This window comes from Arthrobacter sp. 05L417 (assembly GCF_056397865.1).
This window is the reverse complement of the sequence record NZ_JBFTOG010000007.1, coordinates 67,657-89,436: the sequence shown is the minus strand read 5'-3', so window position 1 is coordinate 89,436 and position 21,780 is coordinate 67,657. Positions and strand designations below refer to the sequence as shown.

The 21,780-nt window shown below is 63.2% G+C and carries 15 protein-coding genes; 4 read left to right on the top strand and 11 right to left on the bottom strand.

Going from position 1 to position 21,780, the window contains the following annotated elements:
• Positions 1 to 33: 33 nt before the first annotated feature.
• The 5 genes from uvrA to AC1DJW_RS08340 all read right to left on the bottom strand — a co-directional run bounded on the left by uvrA (position 34) and on the right by AC1DJW_RS08340 (position 7,965).
• Positions 34 to 2,961 carry an excinuclease ABC subunit UvrA gene (gene uvrA, locus AC1DJW_RS08360; protein ID WP_459340493.1) on the bottom strand — a complete coding sequence of 976 codons (2,928 nt, stop codon included), beginning with the start codon at positions 2,959 to 2,961 and terminating at the stop codon, positions 34 to 36.
• Positions 2,962 to 3,026: 65 nt separating this feature from the next.
• Complete coding sequence (locus AC1DJW_RS08355) at positions 3,027 to 3,404, bottom strand: GntR family transcriptional regulator (RefSeq protein WP_284752767.1); 378 nt, start codon at positions 3,402 to 3,404, stop codon at positions 3,027 to 3,029.
• Positions 3,401 to 5,305 carry an ABC transporter ATP-binding protein gene (locus AC1DJW_RS08350; RefSeq protein ID WP_284752766.1) on the bottom strand — a complete coding sequence of 635 codons (1,905 nt, stop codon included), beginning with the start codon at positions 5,303 to 5,305 and terminating at the stop codon, positions 3,401 to 3,403. Before AC1DJW_RS08350 ends, AC1DJW_RS08355 begins: the two co-directional genes overlap by 4 nt.
• Positions 5,302 to 7,116 carry an ABC transporter ATP-binding protein gene (locus AC1DJW_RS08345; protein ID WP_476901133.1) on the bottom strand — a complete coding sequence of 605 codons (1,815 nt, stop codon included), beginning with the start codon at positions 7,114 to 7,116 and terminating at the stop codon, positions 5,302 to 5,304. Before AC1DJW_RS08345 ends, AC1DJW_RS08350 begins: the two co-directional genes overlap by 4 nt.
• Positions 7,117 to 7,185: 69 nt before the next feature.
• Positions 7,186 to 7,965 carry a trans-aconitate 2-methyltransferase gene (locus tag AC1DJW_RS08340; RefSeq protein ID WP_476901132.1) on the bottom strand — a complete coding sequence of 260 codons (780 nt, stop codon included), beginning with the start codon at positions 7,963 to 7,965 and terminating at the stop codon, positions 7,186 to 7,188.
• Positions 7,966 to 8,022: 57 nt separating this feature from the next.
• Here AC1DJW_RS08340 and AC1DJW_RS08335 point away from each other — a divergent pair, with 57 nt between their 5' ends.
• The 3 genes from AC1DJW_RS08335 to AC1DJW_RS08325 are packed head-to-tail and all read left to right on the top strand — an operon-like array spanning position 8,023 to position 12,408.
• Entirely contained in the window at positions 8,023 to 10,548 is a 2,526-nt protein-coding gene (locus tag AC1DJW_RS08335; protein WP_459340491.1) for a DEAD/DEAH box helicase, read from the top strand.
• A gap of 20 nt (positions 10,549 to 10,568) precedes the next feature.
• Positions 10,569 to 11,069 carry an N-acetyltransferase family protein gene (locus tag AC1DJW_RS08330; RefSeq protein WP_476901131.1) on the top strand — a complete coding sequence of 167 codons (501 nt, stop codon included), beginning with the start codon at positions 10,569 to 10,571 and terminating at the stop codon, positions 11,067 to 11,069.
• Positions 11,062 to 12,408, top strand: coding sequence for an alpha/beta fold hydrolase (locus AC1DJW_RS08325; RefSeq protein ID WP_476901130.1), 1,347 nt, complete (start codon positions 11,062 to 11,064; stop codon positions 12,406 to 12,408). The genes AC1DJW_RS08330 and AC1DJW_RS08325 overlap by 8 nt, the downstream gene beginning before the upstream one ends.
• A gap of 64 nt (positions 12,409 to 12,472) precedes the next feature.
• Here the strand turns inward: AC1DJW_RS08325 and AC1DJW_RS08320 are convergent, their stop codons facing one another.
• From AC1DJW_RS08320 to coaE, 4 genes are all read right to left on the bottom strand, one after another.
• A complete protein-coding gene (locus AC1DJW_RS08320; protein WP_476901129.1) occupies positions 12,473 to 13,507 on the bottom strand; it encodes a TerC family protein in 1,035 nt (344 codons plus the stop codon).
• A 179-nt stretch (positions 13,508 to 13,686) separates the two neighbouring features.
• Positions 13,687 to 15,774: an excinuclease ABC subunit UvrB gene (uvrB, locus tag AC1DJW_RS08315; RefSeq protein ID WP_390277568.1), complete on the bottom strand. Its 2,088-nt coding sequence runs from the start codon at positions 15,772 to 15,774 to the stop codon at positions 13,687 to 13,689.
• A 29-nt stretch (positions 15,775 to 15,803) separates the two neighbouring features.
• A complete protein-coding gene (locus tag AC1DJW_RS08310; RefSeq protein WP_476901128.1) occupies positions 15,804 to 16,130 on the bottom strand; it encodes a hypothetical protein in 327 nt (108 codons plus the stop codon).
• 11 nt (positions 16,131 to 16,141) lie between these two features.
• Positions 16,142 to 17,362: a dephospho-CoA kinase gene (coaE, locus tag AC1DJW_RS08305; RefSeq protein WP_476901127.1), complete on the bottom strand. Its 1,221-nt coding sequence runs from the start codon at positions 17,360 to 17,362 to the stop codon at positions 16,142 to 16,144.
• A gap of 22 nt (positions 17,363 to 17,384) precedes the next feature.
• Here coaE and AC1DJW_RS08300 point away from each other — a divergent pair, with 22 nt between their 5' ends.
• On the top strand, positions 17,385 to 18,074 hold the full coding sequence (locus AC1DJW_RS08300) for an IMPACT family protein (protein WP_390277574.1): 690 nt from the start codon (positions 17,385 to 17,387) through the stop codon (positions 18,072 to 18,074).
• A gap of 1,119 nt (positions 18,075 to 19,193) precedes the next feature.
• On the opposite strand, the gene rpsA is transcribed toward AC1DJW_RS08300, so the two are convergent.
• Both rpsA and AC1DJW_RS08290 read right to left on the bottom strand, forming a co-directional pair.
• Positions 19,194 to 20,669: a 30S ribosomal protein S1 gene (gene rpsA, locus AC1DJW_RS08295; RefSeq protein ID WP_284752754.1), complete on the bottom strand. Its 1,476-nt coding sequence runs from the start codon at positions 20,667 to 20,669 to the stop codon at positions 19,194 to 19,196.
• A gap of 167 nt (positions 20,670 to 20,836) precedes the next feature.
• Positions 20,837 to 21,769 (bottom strand): polysaccharide deacetylase family protein, encoded by a 933-nt coding sequence (locus tag AC1DJW_RS08290; protein WP_476901126.1) that lies wholly within the window; start codon positions 21,767 to 21,769, stop codon positions 20,837 to 20,839.
• Positions 21,770 to 21,780 lie beyond the last annotated feature (11 nt).

Genomic DNA, 21,780 nt, shown 5'->3' with positions numbered 1-21,780 from the left:
CAAGCGAAATATTCCCCGGCCGTTCCCGCAGGACTAGCCGAGAATCTCCGCCAGGAAGGCAGCGGTGTGGCTTTCCGTGGACTTTGCAACCTGTTCGGGCGTGCCCGTTGCCACGATGCGCCCGCCGCCCGAACCGCCATTGGGGCCAAGGTCCACGATCCAGTCGGCGGATTTGATGACGTCGAGGTTGTGTTCAATGGTGATGACCGTGTTGCCCTTGTCCACGAGGCCCTGGAGCACCATGAGCAATTTGCGGATGTCCTCGAAATGGAGGCCCGTGGTGGGCTCGTCCAAGACGTATACGCTCCGGCCATTCGAACGCTTCTGCAGTTCCGACGCCAGCTTCACGCGCTGCGCCTCGCCACCTGAAAGCGTGGTGGCGGGCTGTCCGAGCCGGACATAGCCGAGACCGACGTCGACGAGGGTGTTCAAATGCCGGGCGATGGGGGTGAAGGCGGCAAAGAACTCGGCACCCTCCTCGATGGGCATGTTGAGGACGTCCGCGATGGTCTTGCCCTTGTAATGGACTTCCAGGGTCTCCCGGTTGTACCTGGCACCGTGGCAAACCTCGCAGGGAACGTAGACGTCCGGCAGGAAGTTCATCTCGATCTTCAGGGTGCCGTCACCGGAGCACGCCTCGCAGCGGCCGCCCTTGACGTTGAAGGAGAAGCGTCCGGGCTGGTATCCGCGGACCTTGGCTTCGGTGGTTTCCGCGAAAAGCTTCCGGATGTTGTCGAACACGCCGGTGTACGTGGCGGGGTTGGAACGCGGGGTCCGCCCGATGGGACTCTGGTCGACGTGGACCACCTTGTCGAGGTGCTCGAGGCCTGCCACGGAACGATGCCGGCCGGCAACCTGCTTTGCTCCGTTGAGTTTGTTGGCAAGAACCTTGTAAAGGATCTCGTTCACCAGGGTGGACTTCCCTGAACCGCTGACGCCCGTGACTGCCGTGAAGAGGCCCAGCGGGAAGGTCGCGTCAACGTTGTTCAGGTTGTTTTCGCGTGCGCCGATGACCTTGAGCTCGCGCTTCTTGTCATACTTGCGCCGCTTCGCCGGGATGTCGATCTTGCGTCGCCCGGACAAGTAGTCACCAGTCAGCGAGTTCCGGTTTTCCAGAAGCTCCTTATAGGAACCGGAGTGAACCACCTGGCCGCCGTGCTCGCCGGCGCCGGGTCCGATATCCACTACCCAGTCGGCCTCGTGGATGGTGTCTTCGTCGTGTTCGACCACGATCAGCGTATTGCCCAGGTCCCGAAGCCTGGTCAGCGTTTCGATGAGGCGGCGGTTGTCTTTTTGGTGCAACCCGATGGACGGCTCATCCAGGACGTACAGCACGCCCACCAAGCCGGAGCCGATCTGGGTGGCAAGCCGGATGCGCTGGGCTTCGCCACCGGACAGAGTCCCGGACGGCCGTTCGAGATTCAGGTATTCGAGCCCGACGTCCAGGAGGAATGTCAGGCGCGCCTGGATCTCCTTGAGGACCTGATGGGCAATCTGGGCCTCGCGGTCAGTGAGCGTGAGGCTGCCGAGGAAGTCGGCGCAGTCCCTCATCGGGAGGGCCGCTACTTCAGCGATGGACTTGCCGTTGATCAGCACGGAAAGCGATGCCGGGTTGAGCCGGGCGCCATTGCATTCAGGGCAAGGAATCTGGCGCATATACTCCTCGTAGCGGTCGCGCGCCCAATCGGAGTCCGTTTCACCGTGCTTGCGGTGAACATACTGGATGGCGCCCTCGAAGCCCGTACTGTACTTGCGCTCACGGCCGAACCTGTTGCGGTACTGCACGACAACCTTGTGGTCCTTGCCATGCAGCACGGTTTGCCGCACTTCCTGCGGCAGTTTCTCCCACGCCGTGTCCATGGAGAAGTCGAGCTCCAAGGCAAGGCCTTCCAGGAGCCGGTTCCAGTATTCCGTGGTGGCCGTGCCCAGCGACCAGGGCGCGATGGCCCCCTGGTTCAAGGAAAGTTCCGGGTTGGGGACCACCAATTCTTCGTCGACCTCGAGCTTGGTGCCGATACCGCTGCACGCGGCACATGCGCCGAAGGGGTTGTTGAAGGAGAAGGAGCGTGGCTCGATTTCGTCGATGGCCAGCGGGTGCTCATTGGGGCAGGCAAGGTGTTCGGAGAAGGCCCGGATCCGGGCGGGGTCTTCGGCGTCGAGGTCCACGAACTCGGCAAGTACGCGTCCTTCCGCGAGTCCGAGCGCGGTTTCGATCGAGTCGGTCAGCCTCTGGCTGATCCCTTCCTTGACCACCAACCGGTCCACAACCACTTCAATGGAGTGCTTGAATTGCTTGCCGAGCTTGGGCGGATCGCTCAGCTGGACGAGGTCACCGTCCACCCGGGCACGCGAGTATCCCTTGGCAGTGAGTTCTTTGAAGAGCTCGACGAATTCACCCTTGCGTCCACGGACCACGGGAGCGAGGATCTGGAAGCGGGTGCCGGATTCGAGCTCCAGCAACTGGTCGACAATCTGCTGCGGCGTCTGGCGCGTGATCGGCTCGTGGCACACCGGACAATGCGGCCGGCCGACACGTGCCCAGAGAAGGCGCATGTAGTCGTAGATCTCGGTGATGGTGCCCACGGTGGAGCGCGGGTTCTTGCTGGTGGACTTCTGGTCGATGGAGACTGCCGGGGAAAGACCCTCGATGAAATCCACGTCCGGCTTGTCCACTTGGCCCAGGAATTGGCGGGCATAGGCCGACAATGACTCCACGTACCGGCGCTGGCCTTCGGCGAAGATGGTGTCGAAAGCCAAGGATGACTTACCTGAACCCGACAAACCGGTGAAAACGATCATGGCGTCACGGGGAAGGTCGAGATCGACGTTCCGGAGGTTGTGTTCGCGCGCTCCCTTGACCACGAGCCGGGACAGGTCATGTCTTACGGGCGTGGAAGGTTGCTGCGCGGAAACGCTTGTGAAGGATTCGACGGCGGGGACTTCAGCTACGGCTTTAGGCACCCACTAATGCTAATCGAAAACTTCTTCGAATTTCCATGTGGCTTCCCACACCCTACCGATGGGTATCAATCGGCGTCATAAGCGGCTGCCAGAAGCTGGACAGCCTCCGCGAAACTGGCGCCCTGCGCTTTGGCCGCCGCCGAGTAACTCGCGGCGACCGCTGCCAATGCGCTCCAGCGGTCATCCCGGGCACACACGACTGTTCCGTTGCGGCCACGGGTTGCAACCACTCCCGCAGCTTCAAGTTCCTTGTAGGCCCGGGCCACTGTGTGGGGGGCGACATCCAACTGTTCAGCCAGGCTGCGCACCGCGGGAAGTTTGGTACCGACAGCCAGGGTGCCGCCGTCGGCCAACTCGATAATCCGGAGCCGAAGCTGTTCATACAGTGCGACGGTGCTGGACTGATTGGGACGCCACGAACCGGGAAACCCGAGCGGGCTCATGAGGCTTCCCTCTCCCCTTGGCTGGCGCGATGCTTGGCGGACCTCACGGGCATCGCGGCGAGTTCGCCGCCACCGGCGGCATACTGTGCTTCGTGCAAGCGGGCGTAGTGCCCGCCGCGCTCCAACAGCGAATGATGGGTGCCGTGTTCAACGATCCGTCCGTGGTCCATGACGAGAATTAGATCAGCGTCGCGGATAGTGGACAAGCGGTGCGCAATGACGAATGAGGTCTTGTTGCTCCGCAGACGGTGCATCGCTTGGCGGATGAGGACTTCCGTGCGGGTGTCCACCGAACTTGTCGCCTCGTCCAGGATCAGAATGGGGCGGCCCGAGAGCCTTGCGCGCGCGATGCTCAGCAATTGCCTCTGGCCCTGGCTGAGGGGTTCGCCTCCGTTGCTGAGCATGGTTGAGTAGCCGTTGGGCAGCGAGCGGACAAAGTGGTCAACATGGCTTGCCTCGGCCGCGGCCACGATCTCTGCTTCGCTGGCGCCCGGAAGTCCATACTCAATGTTCTCCCGGATGGTGCCAGTGAAAATCCACGGATCCTGGAGAACGACGCCGAAATTCCGGCGGAGCGCGTCACGTCCCAGGCCGGCGATGTCCACGCCGTCGATGGTGATCCTTCCGGATCCGAGTTCGTGGAAACGCATGAGCAGGCTGACTAGCGTGGTCTTCCCCGCTCCGGTGTGCCCGACAATAGCAACGGTCTGTCCCGGTTCCACGTGGAAGGACAGGTCCTCGATCAGGGGCGCATCCGGCCGGTAGCTGAAGGAGATGCGTTCGAAGGCAACCCTCCCCGCAGGGGAATCGGACTGGAGATCAAGCCCTGCCTCAAGCCCCGAACCGGCGTCGGCGCGGGAACCAGCGTCCCGTTCCGCCGGTTCCCCCGTCAATTCCGCGGCGTCCAACAGCTCGAAGACCCGGCTGGCGGAAACTGCGCACGATTGCAGGACCTGGGCCATTCCGCCGATCTGGCCCAGCGGCTGGCTGAAGAGCCTGTTGAATTGGATGAACGCTTGAATGCCGCCAATGCTCATCGCCCCCGCGAGGAACTGCAGGGCACCAACAATCGCAACTCCCACATAGCTGGCGTTCGAGACGAAGGCCATGAGGGGTACCAGCAACCCCGAAGCGAACTGTGCCTTGGAACTGGCGGCGTACAGGCCGTCGTTGTGGGTAGCGAAGCGGACCGCCATCGCAGACTGGGCGTTGAAAAGCTTGATGGTCTCGTGACCTGTGGCTGTCTCCTCCACGAGGGAGTTCACGTCTCCCGTGGCTTCCCACTGCCGGACGAAGTGTTTCTGCGAGCGTCGGGTCACGATAACCGATGCCAAGGCCGATACCGGAACAGCCAAGAGGGACACCACGGCGAGGAGCGGCGAAAGAAGGAGCATCATCCCGAGGGAACCAATGACCATCAACGTCGAGGTCAAGAGCTGGGAAAGGAGTTGGTTGAGCGTTTGCGACACGTTGTCGAGGTCGTTCGTGGCACGGCTCAGGACGTCGCCCCGGGAGCGGCCGTCGTAGTAGGCGACGGGAAGCCGGTGCAGTTTCGCTTCCACGGCTTCCCGCAGCTCGTACGCGAGCCGCTGGACGGCAAGGGCGTTGAGGCGGCCCTGCGCCCAGCTGAGCAATGAAGTGACGCAGTACATGGCCGCGGCCACGAGCAGCAGGAAGACGAAGCGACCAGTGTCGAACTGCGCGCCGAACACGGCAGCCGCGATGACGTCGGTGGCGTCTCCGAGTATTTTGGGGGCGGCGACATTGAGCGTGACAAAGCCGCAGATGCACAGGATCGCCGCCGTCATGACTCCGCGGGCGGGCTTCATCAAGCCAACCAGGCGGAGGAGCGAGCGCGATGGTTTCCCTGTGGCGGCGAGTTGCTCGCCTTCGCTGCTCATGCGGCTTCTTCCGTTTCCAGCTGGGACGCCACGATTTCCCGGTAGGTCTCCGAGGACTCAAGAAGTTCGTCGTGGGTTCCCTTTGCCACCAGGCGGCCCTCGTCGATGAGCAGTATCTGGTCCGCCGACACTACGGTGTTGACGCGCTGGGCGACGATGATGACGGTTGCCCCGCGGAGTTCCGGTTCAAGCGCTGCACGGAGCTTTGCTTCCGTCACTGTGTCCAGCGCCGAGAAGCTGTCGTCAAAGAGGTAGACAGATGCGGGGCGCAGGATTGCGCGGGCTATGCATAGGCGCTGTCGCTGACCGCCGGAGAGACCGGCACCGCCTTGGGACAACGTGGTTTCCAGTCCTTGCGGCAACTCGTTGACGAAATCCGCTGCCTGGGCCGCCTCAAGGGCATGCCACAATTGCGAATCTGTCGCGGACGGTAGTGAAATCCGCAGGTTCTCGGCGATGGTTCCGCGGAACAGCCAGGTCTCCTGGGGCACGACGCCGAGCTGGTCGCGCAAGGCACCGAGGGGAACGCCAGCGATGTCCCGTCCATCGAGCGAGATGCTGCCGCTGCTCGCCTCAAGCAGTCTTGGCACAAGGCTGACGATGGTCGACTTGCCGCTTCCCGTGGAGCCGATGACCGCCGTCGTGGTTCCCGGGGCCGCATGGAAGGTGATGTTTTCCAACACGGGCGTTTCGGCCCCCGGGTAGGCGAAAACGACATTGTCGAAGCGCAGGCCCTCCGCCTGCGAGGTGCCTGCAGCCATCCCATCGGCTGTGTTTCCCGGCAGGACCGTTTCAGATTCCGTCTTGAGCACCTCGGTGACGCGTTCGGCGCTGACAGCCGCGCGGGGCGCAGTGCTCAACACGTACATTGCCATCATGATCGCCAGGAGGATCTGCATGATGTACGCGATGAATGCAGTCAGCGCACCCAGCTGCATGTCTCCGGCAATAATGCGATGGCCGCCGAGCCAGACCACGCCGGCGGAAGAGAGATTGACCACGGTCATGACGAGCGGAAGCATGGCAGCGACTATCCGGGCAGAACGGAGGTTGTTCTTTGTCAGGGCGTCGTTGGCGGCCTCGAACCGTTTCATCTCGAACGGCTGGCGGACGAAAGCGCGGATGACCGCGGTCCCCAGGATCTGTTCTCGGAGCACGCCGTTGATCCGGTCCACCAAGCCTTGTCCCTCGCGATACAGCGGGACGAGCTTGCGGACAATCAACAGCATGATGACCAGCAACACGGGAACGATGGCGAAAACGATCCAGGACAGGGCAACGTCCTGATCGACTGCCAGGATCACGCCGCCGATGCCCATGACGGGTGCTGCCACGAGCATGCTGAAAACAAGCACAGTGATGTTCTGCAGTTGCAGGACGTCATTGGTGGTCCTGACCACGAGGCTGGCCGGTCCGAAGGCCGCGACGTCCTGGTCGGGCAGGGAGTGAATCTTGTCGAAGAGGTCCTGCCGCAGCCCGCGGCCGATCTTCATGGCGACAATCGCTCCAAGGTAACCGGCCAGCACGGCGGCAAGCACCTGGACGACCGTGAGAACCAGCATCCAAGCGCCCAAGCGCAGGATCACCTCGCTGTTTCCGGCGACGAGGCCATCGTCAACGATCTTGGCGTTGAGGGTGGGCAGGAGGAGTGTGGCGCCGGTCTGGACCAGCTGCAGGAGAACAATGGCCAGCACGTGGGACTTGTAGGGGGCCAAGCGCTGCAACAGCAAGGATGCCAGCACACTGCCTCCAATCGTTGGCCTCCGGAGCAGCGGATTCCACACGATGCCGCCCCGCGATCGCGTTGCCATTGTAGTTCAGATCACAGTGCGAAACCTTGTAATGGCGGCACTTCCGGAGGCGTGTGGAGCTGGGCCCGATCAGCCCCGCTTTTGCGCCACGGCAAAAATCCGGCGGAAGGCAAACACTGTCCCGTGCCGGTCCCGTGGATAGGTCTCGCGGAGCACGGCTGCGTATTGGTTTTCGAAGGTGCGCGCTTCGTCTTCGGGAAGGGCGGCGAGCACCGGGCGCAGGCCGGTCCCCCGCACCCACTCCAGTACAGGATCGGCTCCCGGCAGTAGTTGCTGGTAGGTGGTTTCCCACGCGTCGGCGTCGCATCCGGCGTCGAGCATGATCCGCAGGTAGTCGGCCGGCTCCCCGACGGCATCGTCGTGGCGGAGCACACCGGAGAGCCTTCCGGACCATTCCGGCGAAGCGGCCAGCTCGCGCATGAGCACGTGGGAAGGCGCGCCGAAGTTTCCGGGGACCTGGAGCGCAAACCATGCGCCCGGTTTCAGCGCTTCCAGCCAAGCGGCGAGCATCGTCAAGTGCCCTGGCACCCATTGGAGCGCCGCGTTGCTGACCACGACGTCGGTGTCCGCTTCCGGTGCCCACTCCGCAATGTCGGCATGGACGAACGAAAGGCCCGGTTGCGCGGCAGCGAGGACTTGGGCCCTTGCCAGCATTTCGGCGGAGTAATCCAGCCCGACGACGGCGGCACCTGGCCATCGCGTCGCGAGGGTCGCCGTCAAGTTTCCCGGGCCGCAGCCCAGATCCACGACGTGCCGCGGATCCTCCGCCAAGATCCTTGAGGTCAGGTCAAAAAACGGCCGGTCGCGGTGATTGCCGAACTCGATGTACTTGGCTGGATCCCACTTCACTGCATCCTCCATCGTCGGTCTCCGTGGTCTGCTCCACCCACACTAAGCTGGAAGGCAATGAAACTTCTTGAGCAGCTCCCCGGCGACGGATCCGTTGACCCGGACGAAATCTATACCCGCTTCGTCGAATGGACGGAGAGCCGCGGGCTTCAGCTCTATCCAGCCCAGGACGAGGCCATCATGGAACTCGCGTCCGGCTCCAATGTCATCCTCGCTACCCCCACCGGTTCCGGGAAATCGCTGGTGGCGATCGCCGCGCACTTCGAGGCGATGTCCCGGGGTTTGCGCAGCTACTACACGGCCCCCATCAAGGCCTTAGTCTCCGAAAAGTTCTTCGCGCTCTGCGACATTTTCGGAGCCGAGAACGTCGGCATGATCACCGGTGATTCAGGAGTCAACCAGGACGCCCCGATCATCTGCTGCACCGCCGAAATCCTCGCCAACATCGCTTTGCGCGAAGGCAAGGAAGCCGAGCTCGGCACTGTCATCATGGACGAATTCCACTTCTACTCCGATCCCCAGCGCGGTTGGGCGTGGCAGGTGCCGCTCCTGGAACTCCCCCAGGCCCAGTTCCTGCTGATGTCGGCCACCCTGGGAGACGTCAGCCGCTTCGAGACCGGCCTGAGCGAACTCACCGGACGGTCCACGACCACCGTCAGTTCGGCCGAACGGCCCATCCCGCTGCATTATTACTTCCAGGAAACGCCGGTCCACGAAACCCTCGAGGAACTGCTGAGCACCAAGCAGGTTCCCGTGTACGTAGTGCATTTCAGCCAGGTCGAGGCCATCGAGCGTGCCCAGAACCTCATGAGCGTCAACATGTGCACCCGCGAGGAAAAGGACAAGATCGCCGAGCTGATTGCCGGTTTCCGGTTCGCCGCCGGCTTCGGCAAGACCCTGAACCGGCTGGTCCGCCATGGCATCGGCGTCCATCACGCAGGCATGCTGCCGAAGTACCGCCGCCTCGTGGAGCAATTGGCACAGGCAGGGCTCCTGAAGGTCATCTGCGGGACCGACACGCTCGGCGTCGGGATCAACGTTCCCATCCGCACAGTCCTCCTGACGGCGCTCAGCAAGTACGACGGCGTTCGCACCCGCCTGCTGAACTCCCGGGAGTTCCACCAGATCGCCGGCCGCGCGGGCCGCGCGGGCTATGACACTGCCGGAACGGTAGTGGTGCAGGCTCCCGAACACGTGGTGGAGAACGCGAAGGCGATGGCAAAAGCCACCGCAAAGTTCGGCGACGACCAGAAGAAACTGCGGCAAGTGGTGCGGAAGAAGCCGCCGGAAGGCTTCGTCTCCTGGGGGCAGCCCACTTTCACCCGTTTGGTGGAGTCCGTGCCGGACCCGTTGACCTCGAGTTTCACCGTGACGCATGCAATGCTGCTCAACTTGATGGAGCGCCCCGGAGATCCTTTCGCCGCTGCCCGCCGTCTCCTCACCGAAAACCACGAGGCACGGCCCGCGCAACTGCAGCTCATGAAGAAGGCCCTGAGTATCTACCGCGAGCTGTTGGCAGCCGGAGTGGTTGAACGCATTCCTGAGGCCGAGCAGGAGAAAGAAGGCCGTTCCGTGCGGCTGACGGTTCACCTGCAAGCCAACTTCGCGCTGAACCAGCCGCTTTCGCCGTTTGCCCTTGCCGCGCTCGAGCTCCTGGATCCGGAGTCGCCGTCGTACGCTTTGGACGTCGTGTCCGTGATCGAAGCGACCCTCGAGAAGCCCCGCCAGATCCTCTCCGCGCAGCAGAAGAAGGCACGCGGCGAGGCCGTCGCAGCGATGAAGGCCGATGGGATCGATTACGACCAGCGCATGGCGATGCTCGAAGAGGTGAGCTACCCGCAGCCCCTCGCGGAGATCCTGGGCGAAGCGTTCGAGGTGTATCGCAAGGCAGCCCCTTGGGTGGGCGACTTTGAGCTTGCTCCCAAGTCGGTGGTCCGCGATATGTATGAGCGCGCCATGAATTTCGGTGAGTTCGTCCAGTTCTACGGGCTGGCCCGATCCGAGGGGATCGTGTTGCGGTATTTGGCCGACGGCTTCAAGGCCTTGCGTCAGACCGTGCCGCAGGACGCGCTCCGCGAAGACCTCGAGGACCTCATCGCCTGGCTGGGTGAACTGGTCCGCCAAGTCGACTCCAGCCTGCTCGACGAGTGGGAAGAACTCACCTCCGGGGTGGCTCCGACGCCGCACGACGCTCCGCCTCCCCCACCGCCGTCGCTCACGTCCAACATCCGCGCCTTCAGGGTCATGGTCCGCAACGAAATGTTCCGCCGTGTTGAGCTGTTCGCGGACGAGGACGCGGCCGCTTTGGGCGAGCTCGACGCCGGCAGCGGCTGGGATGCGGAGCGCTGGGAAGACGCTTTGGACGACTACTTCGACGAACACGACGACATCGGAACCGGCCCCGATGCCCGCGGCCCGGGACTCCTCATGATCACCGAGGAACCCGGCATCTGGCGGGTGCGGCAGATTTTCGATGACCCGGCCCGCAACCATGACTGGGGTGTTTCCGCCGAAGTGGACTTGGCAGCCTCCGACGAGAGCGGCACCGCTGTGGTCAGGGTGACGGCCGTCAACCGCCTCTAGGCGCCTAGTAAGCTCGAATCATGAGTGTTATCCGCCCTGCCACAGTGTCCGATGTACCCGCGATCCTGCAGATGATCCATGAGCTTGCGGTCTACGAAAAAGAGCCCGACGCCGTGAAGAACACGCCGGAAATGCTGGGCGATGCCCTGTTCGGCGAGAATCCGCGGGTGTACGCGCACATGGCGGAAAACGCAGCCGGGGACGTCCAGGGATTCGCCTTGTGGTTCCTGAACTACTCCACGTGGGAAGGCGTCCACGGCATCTATCTCGAGGACCTCTACGTCACGCCGGGTGCGCGGGGCGAGGGCCACGGGAAGGCGCTCCTGCAGCATCTGGCGGCCACCGCCGTCGAACGTGGTTATGCACGGGTGGAATGGAGTGTCCTGGACTGGAACGAACCGTCCATCAACTTCTACCGCAGCCTAGGTGCCGTGCCCATGGACGGCTGGTCGACGTTCCGGCTGACCGGCGAAGCGCTGGGCGCATTCGGCAGCGATGACAAGGTCATGGCACGTGGCTGAGCGGGTGGCTGAGCGAGCGGCGCACACGATCCGGGCACGGCACGAATTCCGGGGTGTCCGCACCACCGAGCACTTCTTCACGGTCCCCCTCGACCATTGGGCGTTGGAAGGTATGGCGGCTTCCGGCGACGCGGAAACGATCACCGTTTTCGCCCGGGAGTTCGTCTCCGCCGAGCACTCGGAGGAGGACACGGCCCGGCTGCCGTGGTTGCTCTACCTCCAGGGCGGGCCCGGCGGGCGCGGCACCCGGACCACGACCCTGTCCGGCTGGATGAAGGCTGCCGCAAGGAGTTTCCGCATCCTGATGCTCGATCAACGGGGCACGGGCTTGTCCACCCCGGCAGACCGCAACACCTTGCCGCTCCGGGGCGATGCCGCGGCGCAGGCGGACTACCTCACACATTTCCGTGCCGACTCGATCGTGGCCGACGCTGAACTTATCCGGAAGACCTTGGGTTCGGAGCCATGGACCGTCCTTGGCCAGAGCTTCGGCGGTTTCTGCGCGCTGACATACTTGTCCTTCGCGCCCGAAGGTTTGAACGAAGTGCTCATCACGGGAGGTCTGGCCCCGTTGGAAGGTGCCGCCGAACGCGTCTACCGCGCCACCTTCCGACGGGTCGCGGACCGCAACGCGGAATACTTCGCGTGGTATCCGGAGGACCGCAATCGGGTCACCCGGATCGCGCGGCATCTGGATTCCACGGAGGAGCGGCTGCCCAGCGGGGAACGCCTCACCACGGAACGCTTCCAAATGGTGGGATCCTTCCTGGGCGGGAACGCCCGTGTGGATGCCCTGCACTCGCTCCTGGAGGATGCTTTCGTGCCATCGCCCGGGGGAGAACGCCTCTCCGACGCGTTTCTGGAACAGGTCCACGGCCTCGTTTCCCGGGCATCGAATCCCCTGTACGCGGTTTTGCACGAGTCCATCTACGGCCAAGGGCAGGCCACCGACTGGGCGGCGTGGCGGGTGCGCGAGGAGTTCCCCGAGTTCCATCCCGATGCCGCAGAGCCGCTCCTGACGGGCGAAATGGTCTACCCCTGGTATTTCGAACAGGATCCGGCGCTTGTGCCACTGCAGGAAGTGGCAGCGCTGTTGGCCGGCAAGCAAGACTGGAAACCCCTCTACGATGTGTCCCGGTTGAAGGCGAACACCGTGCCCGTCGCGGCTGCTGTGTATCGCGACGACATCTATGTGGACTACCAGCTCTCCATGGAAACCGCGGCGGCCGTGCGCGGACTGCAGGCCTGGACCACAGGGGACTTTCATCACGATGGCATCGGCGAAGACGGGGAAGGAATCTTCAAACGACTCCTGGGAATGGCCCGCGGCACGAACTGAGCCCCGGCCACCATAGTGACCGGGGCTCAGAAGCGTTCCGCAGTTGTCAGCGGCTCCGTAGTAACTAGTGCCCGGAAACCTTGTTCATGCTCTTGCGGGAATCTTCCTCGAGCCGAGCGTCCAGCTTGGACTTGCTGGCGGCCGGGGTCAGGAGGCTCGCGACAACCGCCACCACGATCGTGCCGAGGATGACGGCCAGGGACACATAGGTCGGGATCTCCGGAGCCCATTCAATATGGTGGCCGCCGTTGATGAAGGGCAGTTCGTTGACGTGCATGGCGTGCAGGACCAGCTTCACGCCGATGAACGCGAGGATGACCGACAGTGCGTGCTTGAGGTAGATCAGCCGGCTCATGAGCCCGCCAAGCAGGAAGTAGAGCTGGCGCAGGCCCATGAGGGCGAAGATGTTGGCCGTGAAGACGATAAAGGCGCTCTGCGTCAGTCCGAAGATCGCCGGAATGGAATCCACGGCGAACAAGAGGTCCGTCATGCCGATGGTCACGAAGACGATCAGCATGGGCGTGAACAGCTTCTTGCCGTTGACCGTGGTTCGAAGCTTGCCTCCGTCGAACTTCTCCGACATCGGGACAACTTTGCGGATGCGGGCGATAAGCGGATTCTCGGAGGTTTCTTCCTCGTCTTCGCCGTTGTCCGTGGCCTGCTTCCACGCGGTCCACAGCAGGAACGCGCCGAAGATGTAGAAGACCGAACTGAACTGCTCAATCACCACGGCACCAAGGGCAATGAAGATACCCCGTAGGACGAGGGCAATGATGATGCCCACCATCAGCACTTCCTGCTGGTACTTACGGGGCACCGAGAACCGCGCCATGATGATGATGAAGACAAAGAGGTTGTCGATACTCAGGCTGTATTCGGTCACCCAACCGGCGATGAACTGGCTGCCATGCTCCGGGCCGGCAAAAGCGAACATCGCTCCGGCGAACACCAAGGCGAGGGTGACGTAGAAAGCGACCCAGAGGCCTGCTTCCTTCATGGAGGGTTCGTGCGGACGCTTGACCACCAGGAGAAGGTCGACAAGGAGGATGATTCCGAGAACGACGAAAGAGCCGATCTCAAACCAGGCGGGGAGTTGCATCTAAAATGCCTTTCGCAGGTACGCCAAAACGGCGTAAGTCTCTCCGACCTGCCTGCGTCTCCATGCCCGAAGGCAACAACGCTCAAATGGCAATCCGCTAGGCCCGGCGAGGCGTCTGTGCCTTGCGTGTTGACGGACTTAGCGCTTGGGATACTCCCCTACGTAGCCCCAACTTTACCCTAAGCGTGCCCGGCGGACTGCATTTGGCGGAGCTCGCGCTTGAGGTCGCCCACCTCGTCACGGATCCTCGCAGCGATCTCAAATTGGAGCTCGGCGGCGGCCGCGTGCATCTGCTCGGTCAGCTGTTCGATCAGACCCACCAGGTCTTCGGCCGGCGCCGCGGCCAGGCCATCTTGCCGGACCTTCGAAGCGCCCTTGCCCTTGCCGGTCCTGCCGCCCTTTCCGGCTGCGGCCAGCAACTCGCGGGTGTCGGCGTCTTCGCGGGCAAGCTGATCGGTGATATCTGCGATCTTCTTGCGCAACGGCTGGGGATCGACACCGTTGTCCGTGTTGTATTTGACCTGGATTTCCCGGCGGCGATTGGTTTCCTCGATGGCCTTGGCCATCGAGTCCGTGATCCGGTCGGCGTACATGTGGACCTGGCCTGAGACGTTTCGGGCGGCGCGGCCGATGGTCTGGATGAGGGAGGTGGCCGATCGGAGGAAACCCTCCTTGTCGGCGTCGAGGATGCTGACAAGTGACACTTCGGGCAGGTCGAGGCCCTCGCGGAGAAGGTTGATGCCCACCAGGACGTCAAAGCTGCCCATGCGGAGTTCACGGAGCAGTTCCACACGCCGGAGGGTGTCGACGTCGGAGTGCAGGTATTGGACCTTGACCCCGTGGCCCAGCAGGTAGTCGGTGAGGTCCTCGGCCATTCGCTTGGTCAACGTGGTGACCAACACGCGTTCGTCGCGCTCCACCCGCGTCCGGATTTCGCCAAGGAGGTCGTCGATCTGGCCCTTGGTCGGCTTCACGATGACTTCGGGATCGATCAGGCCGGTGGGGCGGATGATCTGCTGGACGAACCCATCGGCCTTGCCCAGCTCGTACTTGCCGGGGGTCGCGGAAAGATAGACGGTCTGGCCCACCCGCTCCAGGAATTCATCCCATTTGAGCGGCCTGTTGTCCATGGCGGAAGGAAGCCGGAAGCCGTGGTCCACGAGGGTGCGCTTTCGCGACATGTCGCCCTCGTACATGGCGCCGATCTGTGGAACCGTAACGTGCGATTCGTCGATGACCAGCAGGAAGTCGTCCGGGAAGTAGTCGATGAGGCAGTGCGGGGCTGTGCCGGAGCCGCGGCCATCGATGTGGCGTGAGTAGTTCTCGATGCCGTTGCAGAAACCCATTTGCTGCATCATTTCGAGGTCGTAGGTGGTGCGCATGCGCAGCCTCTGGGCCTCCACCAGCTTGTTCTGGCCTTCGAGCACTTTGAGCCGTTCCGCGAGCTCTTCTTCGATGGCGGTGATGGCGCGGGACATGCGTTCGGGCCCGGCGACGTAGTGTGAGGCCGGGAAGATGTACATCTCCGTTTCCTCGCGGATGACGTCGCCCGTGACCGGATGCAAAGTGTAAATGTTCTCGATCTCGTCGCCGAAGAACTCGATGCGCAGGGCCAGCTCTTCGTACATGGGGATGATTTCCACGGTGTCTCCGCGGACGCGGAAAGTGCCGCGGTGGAAGTCCATGTCATTGCGGGTGTATTGCATGGCGACGAACCTGCGCAGGAGATCGTCCCGGTTCATCTCGGCGCCCTTGCTGAGAGTGACCATCCCGGCGATGTATTCCTCCGGGGTACCGAGGCCGTAAATGCAGGACACGGTAGCCACCACGACGACATCCCGCCGGGTCAACAGCGCGTTGGTTGCCGAGTGCCGCAGCCGCTCGACCTCCTCATTGACGGAAGAGTCCTTTTCGATGAAGGTATCCGTCTGGGGAACGTAGGCTTCGGGCTGGTAGTAGTCGTAATAGGAAACGAAGTACTCCACCGCGTTGTTGGGCAGCAGCTCCCGGAACTCGTTGGCGAGCTGCGCGGCCAGGGTCTTGTTTTGGACCATCACCAACGTGGGCCGCTGCACTTGTTCGATCAACCAGGCGGTGGTGGCACTCTTGCCCGTACCGGTGGCGCCGAGCAGGACCACGTCTTTCTCGCCGTTGTTGATCCGTTCGGTCAGCTCCGCGATAGCGGCCGGCTGGTCACCTGCCGGCTTGAATTCGCTGATGACCTCGAAGGGCGCGACGACACGGTTGATCTCCTGGGCAAGACTCATGAATCCAATGTACCCCTGCCCGCGGACAGCTACTGTCCGCGTTTTCGGGTTGAACCGTCGCCGCCGGGCCGGATCCAGCTGTCGTCGAGCCGCCCCATGATGGAACGGAACATCTTGATGGCGAACCACACTCCGGACACAAGCCAGACGGTCCATGCGAGCCAGAAGGCTGCGGCCGGCACGAGAACGCGCCACGTCGGCGTCTGGGTTCCGGCGACGAACTCCTCGCGGCCGCCGGCCAGAAACCACAACAGCGCAGCGCCGGCCATGAGAACGACGCCGGCCCACGCCAGGCCGCGAACGGCGCCAAGGCGCTGCCCGTCAAGATGCGGCGTGATTCTCCGTTTCCCGGCCATGCGTGCCATGCCTAGCGTTGCGCCACCGAGTACGACGGCGGCTGCCACCCGCTTCTGCTGGCCCAGGCATCCATGAGCGGCCAGGCGACCTCGGTGAACCAGGGCTCCTTGGCTTCCGCATATGCCAAGGTGCGACCGTCGCCGGCGTGCTGCGCGGCAAGCTCCTGTTTCATCGCCGCATACATTCCCACGGCGTCGGGGTTGGCGCGGAGCCAATCCCGGAACAACAACGCATATCGCCAGCCCGGGCTTCCGAGGACCCTGACATGGACATTGGCCGGCCGCCCGGGGTCCGCGTTGCAATGGAAACGTTTTTGCCATGCCGATCGATCCAGGTCCGGCGGCTTGGGCGTGTCTCGGGCGGAGGCCTCCCGCAACGGGAATCCGGCCTCACCCAAGTCCCGTGCTATCCGGTCCGCGGCTTCCAGCGAGGACACATTTACCTGCAGGTCGATGATGTCTTTAGCAGGAAGACCGGGTACCGATGTCGAACCGATGTGGTCTGCGCCCAACACCTCCGGGGATGCCCGGCGGATCCTGGCAAGCAGCCGTTCAGCCTGGACCGGCCAGCCGGGGTTTGGCGGTGACAACACGGGGCCGCCGGATCGTCGTGCCGGGCGGCCGGCTGCAAGATTGCGGGCAAACGGCGCCAAGCGTTCTTCCCATAAGGTGTCCACGAGCGCCGTGACGTCTTCGGGCCGTGCCGAGTTGTCCAGCACAATGTCCGCCGCCGCCAGCCGTTCATCCCTGCTGGCTTGCGCGGCCATCCGGGACACCGCGTCCTTGACGGTCATGCCGCGGATCTCCGTCATGCGCCGGATCCGTTCTTCGTCCGGCGCATCGACCACCAGCACCAGGTGAAAGCTGCTGCCCTGCCCGGTTTCGACCAGGAGCGGAATATCCTGGACGACGATGTCTCCGGGTTTTGCGGTCGCGAGCATCGCCGCAGCCTTCTCCCTGACGCGCGGATGGATGATCGCGTTGAGCGCTTCCCGGCGATCCGGCTCAGCGAACACGATCGCGCCGAGGCGTGCCCGGTCAAGGCGACCATCGGCGTCGACGATGTCTTCACCGAACTCGGCCATGACCCCCGCCAGGCCTGGACTGCCCGGCTCCACGACCTCGCGGGCAAGCGCATCGGCATCGATCAAGACAGCGCCCAACTCCCTCAGCCGGGCGGACACGAGTGATTTGCCGGAGGCGATCCCGCCGGTAAGTCCAATCTTCAGCACCCCTCCACACTAGACTGGGTCGGTGGCAGAACAGGAAGAAAGCCGGGCGACGGCGTACACAACGTTGGCGCCGGGAGACGATTTCCGCCACGAACTCGAGATCAAGCGTTCGCGCTTCATCACGGTGCTGCGCCGCGCCTCCGACGAGGACTCCGCCCGCGCCTTGGTGGCGGAACTGCGCAAGGAGTTCCATGACGCCCGGCACCACTGCTCGGCATTCGTCCTCGGTCCGGATCGCGTCATCCAGCGTTCCAACGACGACGGCGAGCCCTCCGGAACTGCCGGCATCCCCATGCTTGAGGCGCTCATCAAACGCGAGACACTGCCCGGGGTGACTGACCTCAGCGACGTCAGCGCCGTCGTCGTGCGCTATTTCGGTGGCATACTCCTGGGCGCCGGCGGACTGGTCCGCGCCTACTCCGAGTCAGTCTCGGCCGCACTGGACTCTGCTCCTCTGGTTCAGCGACGCCGCCTGCGGATTTGCGACATCCCCGTGCCCCACCAAGCGGCCGGGAGGCTTGAAAACGATCTGCGCTCCGCGGGCTACGTCATGGCCGAAACAAGCTACGAGCCCTCGGAGACGATCCTGCGCGTGGCGCTACCCGATGATCCAGGCGCAATCGCGGACGCCGGTGAGCGGCTGGCATCCATGACCGGCGGCGCCTCGGGCCTCCAATTGCGGGGAACGGAATGGGTCGACGTCCAGGCCTGAGCACCCGCGCTAGGGACATGCCCTCCCCTGACCACCACCATTGGACATTGTGGGCATATGTCCACTCCTTGCAGTCAACGAGGGGCATGTCCTGTGGTTGACGCTTGGATCCTGGCAAACTGTTATTTCAGATCGTGGTAATCCTGCGATGCAGTCCTTCCGAGTGAACTCTGCGGGCGCGCCCTGGATCTTGCCTTTCGGAATAGCTTGATCGTATAGAAAGTCATGATCGCCAGCGCTGCCAGCAAGAGGAAAGCCAGCGGGGCAAAAGAAAGTACCGCCTCTGAAAAAGTTGGAACCAAGGGGTTCATAAGTCTGATCACGCCCATCCGCACGAGACTACTCCGGGGCCGCTGGTAACCAGTCGGAGATTAGCGGATCTCGTGGAGTGGTTCCACCCGAAAATGGACCGGGTCACGGTCACTGTGGTCTGGAAATTGCCCCGCCCGCCAGAACGTAGTGGCTGAAGTCACTAAAGGATATGCTCGATCCGGGCTCGTATGAGTGCACAACATGTGCAGTTGCACCGTTCGTGCTCAACACGACGCCGCTTCCCGTAACGTACGTCCCGGTCAGGCGAACCTTCGTCACGCTTATACCCGCGAACCTGAACTCCTCGTCACGTTCTCGACGGTTTTCTCGGAAGTCGCGGCATAGGCCGGAACGGCTGCCCCCGCAGCCAGCAAGGTCGATAGCGAAGCGATCACAAGGCCGGTCCTGAGATGTTTTAGCACAATGACTTTCCCCTTGGTTTCATTGACCTTGTCCAAAGAGCCAACCACATGCTATCAGCGCGTGCGACGTATCTGATAGATCGTTATCAGTTATTTACCCCCAACACAGGGGCGGTCCCGGTGAAGGGCTGGCATCCATGACCGGCAGCTCGTCGGGACTCAAATCGGTCGACGTCCAGGGCCGAGCGTCCACCCCACAGGGACATGCCCTCCCGTGCCCGCCACCACTGGACATAGTGGGCATATGCCCACTCCTCGCTGCCAACGCGGGGTCACTTACGGCCCATGTCGGGCGCCAACACGGGCCGTAAGTGACCCCGCGTTGGGTTAAACGGAAGGCGCCCCCTCCAAGTGGAAGGGGCGCCTTCGTGGCTTTTCGGCTGAATTAGTTGCCGGTCAGCTTCTCGCGCAGAGCTGCGAGGGCCTCGTCGGATGCCAGGGTGCCCGCGTTGGACTCGGCAGCAGCCGGCTCGGAGGAGTAGCTGGTGGTGCCGGAGTCGCTCTCGCCGGAAGCGGCAGCAGCGGCGTCGTCAGCAGCGTGCTGGGAAACCTGCTTCTTGTGAGCTTCCCAACGCGCCTGGGCGTCAGCGTACTGCTGCTCCCAAGCGGCGCGCTGCGTCTCGTAGCCCTCGAGCCATTCGTTCGACTCGGGGTCGAAGCCCTCGGGGTACTTGTAGTTGCCCTCTTCGTCGTACTCAGCGGCCATGCCGTACAGAGCCGGGTCGAACTCGGTGCTGTCAGCGTCAACGCCCTCGTTAGCCTGCTTGAGGGAGAGGGAGATGCGGCGGCGCTCGAGGTCGATGTCGATGACCTTGACGAAGAGCTCGTCGCCAACGGAGACGACCTGCTCAGCAAGCTCAACGTGGCGGACAGCCAGCTCGGAGATGTGAACGAGGCCTTCGATGCCGTCTTCGACGCGAACGAACGCACCGAACGGAACCAGCTTGGTGACCTTACCCGGAACAACCTGGCCGAGGGCGTGGGTGCGGGCGAAGGTCTGCCACGGGTCTTCCTGCGTGGCCTTGAGGGACAGGGACACGCGCTCGCGGTCCAGATCCACTTCGAGAACCTCGACGGTGACTTCCTGGCCAACCTCGACAACCTCGGACGGGTGGTCGATGTGCTTCCAGGACAGCTCGGAAACGTGAACCAGACCGTCTACGCCGCCAAGGTCCACGAATGCACCGAAGTTGACGATGGAGGAAACGACGCCGGGACGAACCTGGCCCTTTTCCAGCTTGTTGAGGAACGTGGAGCGAACCTCGGACTGGGTCTGCTCGAGCCATGCACGGCGGGAAAGAACAACGTTGTTGCGGTTCTTGTCCAGCTCGATGATCTTGGCTTCGATCTGCTGACCGATGTACGGAGCGAGGTCGCGGACGCGGCGCATCTCGACGAGGGATGCGGGCAGGAAGCCGCGCAGACCGATGTCGAGGATAAGACCACCCTTGACAACCTCGATGACGGTACCGGTGACAACACCGTCTTCTTCCTTGACCTTCTCGATGTCGCCCCAGGCACGCTCGTACTGAGCACGCTTCTTGGAGAGGATCAGTCGGCCTTCTTTGTCTTCCTTGGTGAGCACCAGGGCTTCGACCTGATCGCCAACGGAGACGACGTCCCCGGGGTCAACGTCGTGCTTGATGGAAAGCTCGCGGGAAGGGATGACACCTTCGGTCTTGTAACCGATGTCGAGCAGGACTTCGTCGCGGTCAACCTTGACGACGATACCTTCGACGAGGTCTCCGTCGTTGAAGTACTTGATGGTGGCGTCGACAGCTGCGAGGAAGTCCTCAGCGGTACCGATGTCGTTGATGGCGACTACGGGGGTACCGGGCTTCTCGGTGGAGGTGATGGTCATGTAGTAGGGGCTCCGTTGTGGATAGAGTATCGGTCAGGCAAACCGCCCGCTTTCCGTCGCCGGTCCGCAGGACACGGCAAAACGCCGGGTCATCCTGAATTGTGGATTGTAAATTTGCGCGCACGTAGCATGCGCCCGTTCATTCTAGTCGTTCGCCTCAAGGAGGGTCAAAGCGGCAGCGTGTCACCCAGCCGAGCGAACGTCACACCGCGGTCCAACAAGCTTGGCAGGACACGTGCATAGCCCTCCGCGGTGCCGCCGGCGGGCTGGTTGAAGTGCGAGATCACAATCTGGCCTGAGCCCCGTCCCGCGGCGATTTTTCCCACTTCCGTGGCGACAGTAGGGGCCGGGAAGGTGGCGCCGCCGTCGCCGTTCACGGTGAAGCTCACCGGCACCAGTCCGAGGGCATTGGTGATCGCCGCCGCGACGTCGTCGTAGTAGGCAGTGCCCGCCCTGAAGAAGCGGGGGGCCTTGCCGCAGAGCTGCTCCATGACTTCCTGGTTGCCCATGATTTCGTCATAAACCTCTCCCGCGCTGGCCGTGCCCGGAATGCCGTACGCTGAGCGACCGGTGACCGACAAGGGTTCGTGCCGGAAGCCGTGGTTGCCGAGTTCGAACAACGGATCGGCCGCGAGATCGGCCGCCAGCCCGGGATTGGCCTTGATCCAACGGCCGTTGACGAACAACGTGGCGGGAACGTTGAGCATGCGCAGGGTCTTGAGCAAGCGTTGATCGCAGTCCGAGCCGTGGGGGCCACCGCAGGCATCAAACGTCAAGACCGCATGCGTGGACGGTGTTTTTGAAACAACGCCAGTGACATCAAGCCCCCATTCGACGGGCTTGCGCCCGGAGAATTCGGCCACAACCTGGGACCTCGACGGCGGCGCGGGCCGCGTTTCGGGCACGACCGGACGCTGGCCCACCGCTTCGACGACCGGCGTTGAAGCCGATGTGGGGCGAAGCAACGGTGCACCTGCCGGTTGCTGGGCGCAGGCGGCCAGGCCGGTCACCGCGAGTCCGGCGGCGACCGCCAGCAACGACCTCCGGCCCGGCAGCCCTGATGTGCCGGAGGAGCGGCCCCCCGGCTGGAATTCCCCCATGGAATCCTTCT

What these genes read in the sequence shown, in the direction of transcription:
- AC1DJW_RS08355 (WP_284752767.1), bottom strand. Translation starts at nt 3,404, where the DNA reads ATGAGCCCGCTCGGGTTTCCCGGTTCGTGGCGTCCCAATCAGTCCAGC.
- AC1DJW_RS08350 (WP_284752766.1), bottom strand. Translation starts at nt 5,305, where the DNA reads ATGAGCAGCGAAGGCGAGCAACTCGCCGCCACAGGGAAACCATCGCGC.
- AC1DJW_RS08345 (WP_476901133.1), bottom strand. Translation starts at nt 7,116, where the DNA reads ATGGCAACGCGATCGCGGGGCGGCATCGTGTGGAATCCGCTGCTCCGG.
- AC1DJW_RS08335 (WP_459340491.1), top strand. Translation starts at nt 8,023, where the DNA reads ATGAAACTTCTTGAGCAGCTCCCCGGCGACGGATCCGTTGACCCGGAC.
- AC1DJW_RS08330 (WP_476901131.1), top strand. Translation starts at nt 10,569, where the DNA reads ATGAGTGTTATCCGCCCTGCCACAGTGTCCGATGTACCCGCGATCCTG.
- AC1DJW_RS08320 (WP_476901129.1), bottom strand. Translation starts at nt 13,507, where the DNA reads ATGCAACTCCCCGCCTGGTTTGAGATCGGCTCTTTCGTCGTTCTCGGA.
- uvrB (WP_390277568.1), bottom strand. Translation starts at nt 15,774, where the DNA reads ATGAGTCTTGCCCAGGAGATCAACCGTGTCGTCGCGCCCTTCGAGGTC.
- AC1DJW_RS08310 (WP_476901128.1), bottom strand. Translation starts at nt 16,130, where the DNA reads ATGGCCGGGAAACGGAGAATCACGCCGCATCTTGACGGGCAGCGCCTT.
- rpsA (WP_284752754.1), bottom strand. Translation starts at nt 20,669, where the DNA reads ATGACCATCACCTCCACCGAGAAGCCCGGTACCCCCGTAGTCGCCATC.
- AC1DJW_RS08290 (WP_476901126.1), bottom strand. Translation starts at nt 21,769, where the DNA reads ATGGGGGAATTCCAGCCGGGGGGCCGCTCCTCCGGCACATCAGGGCTG.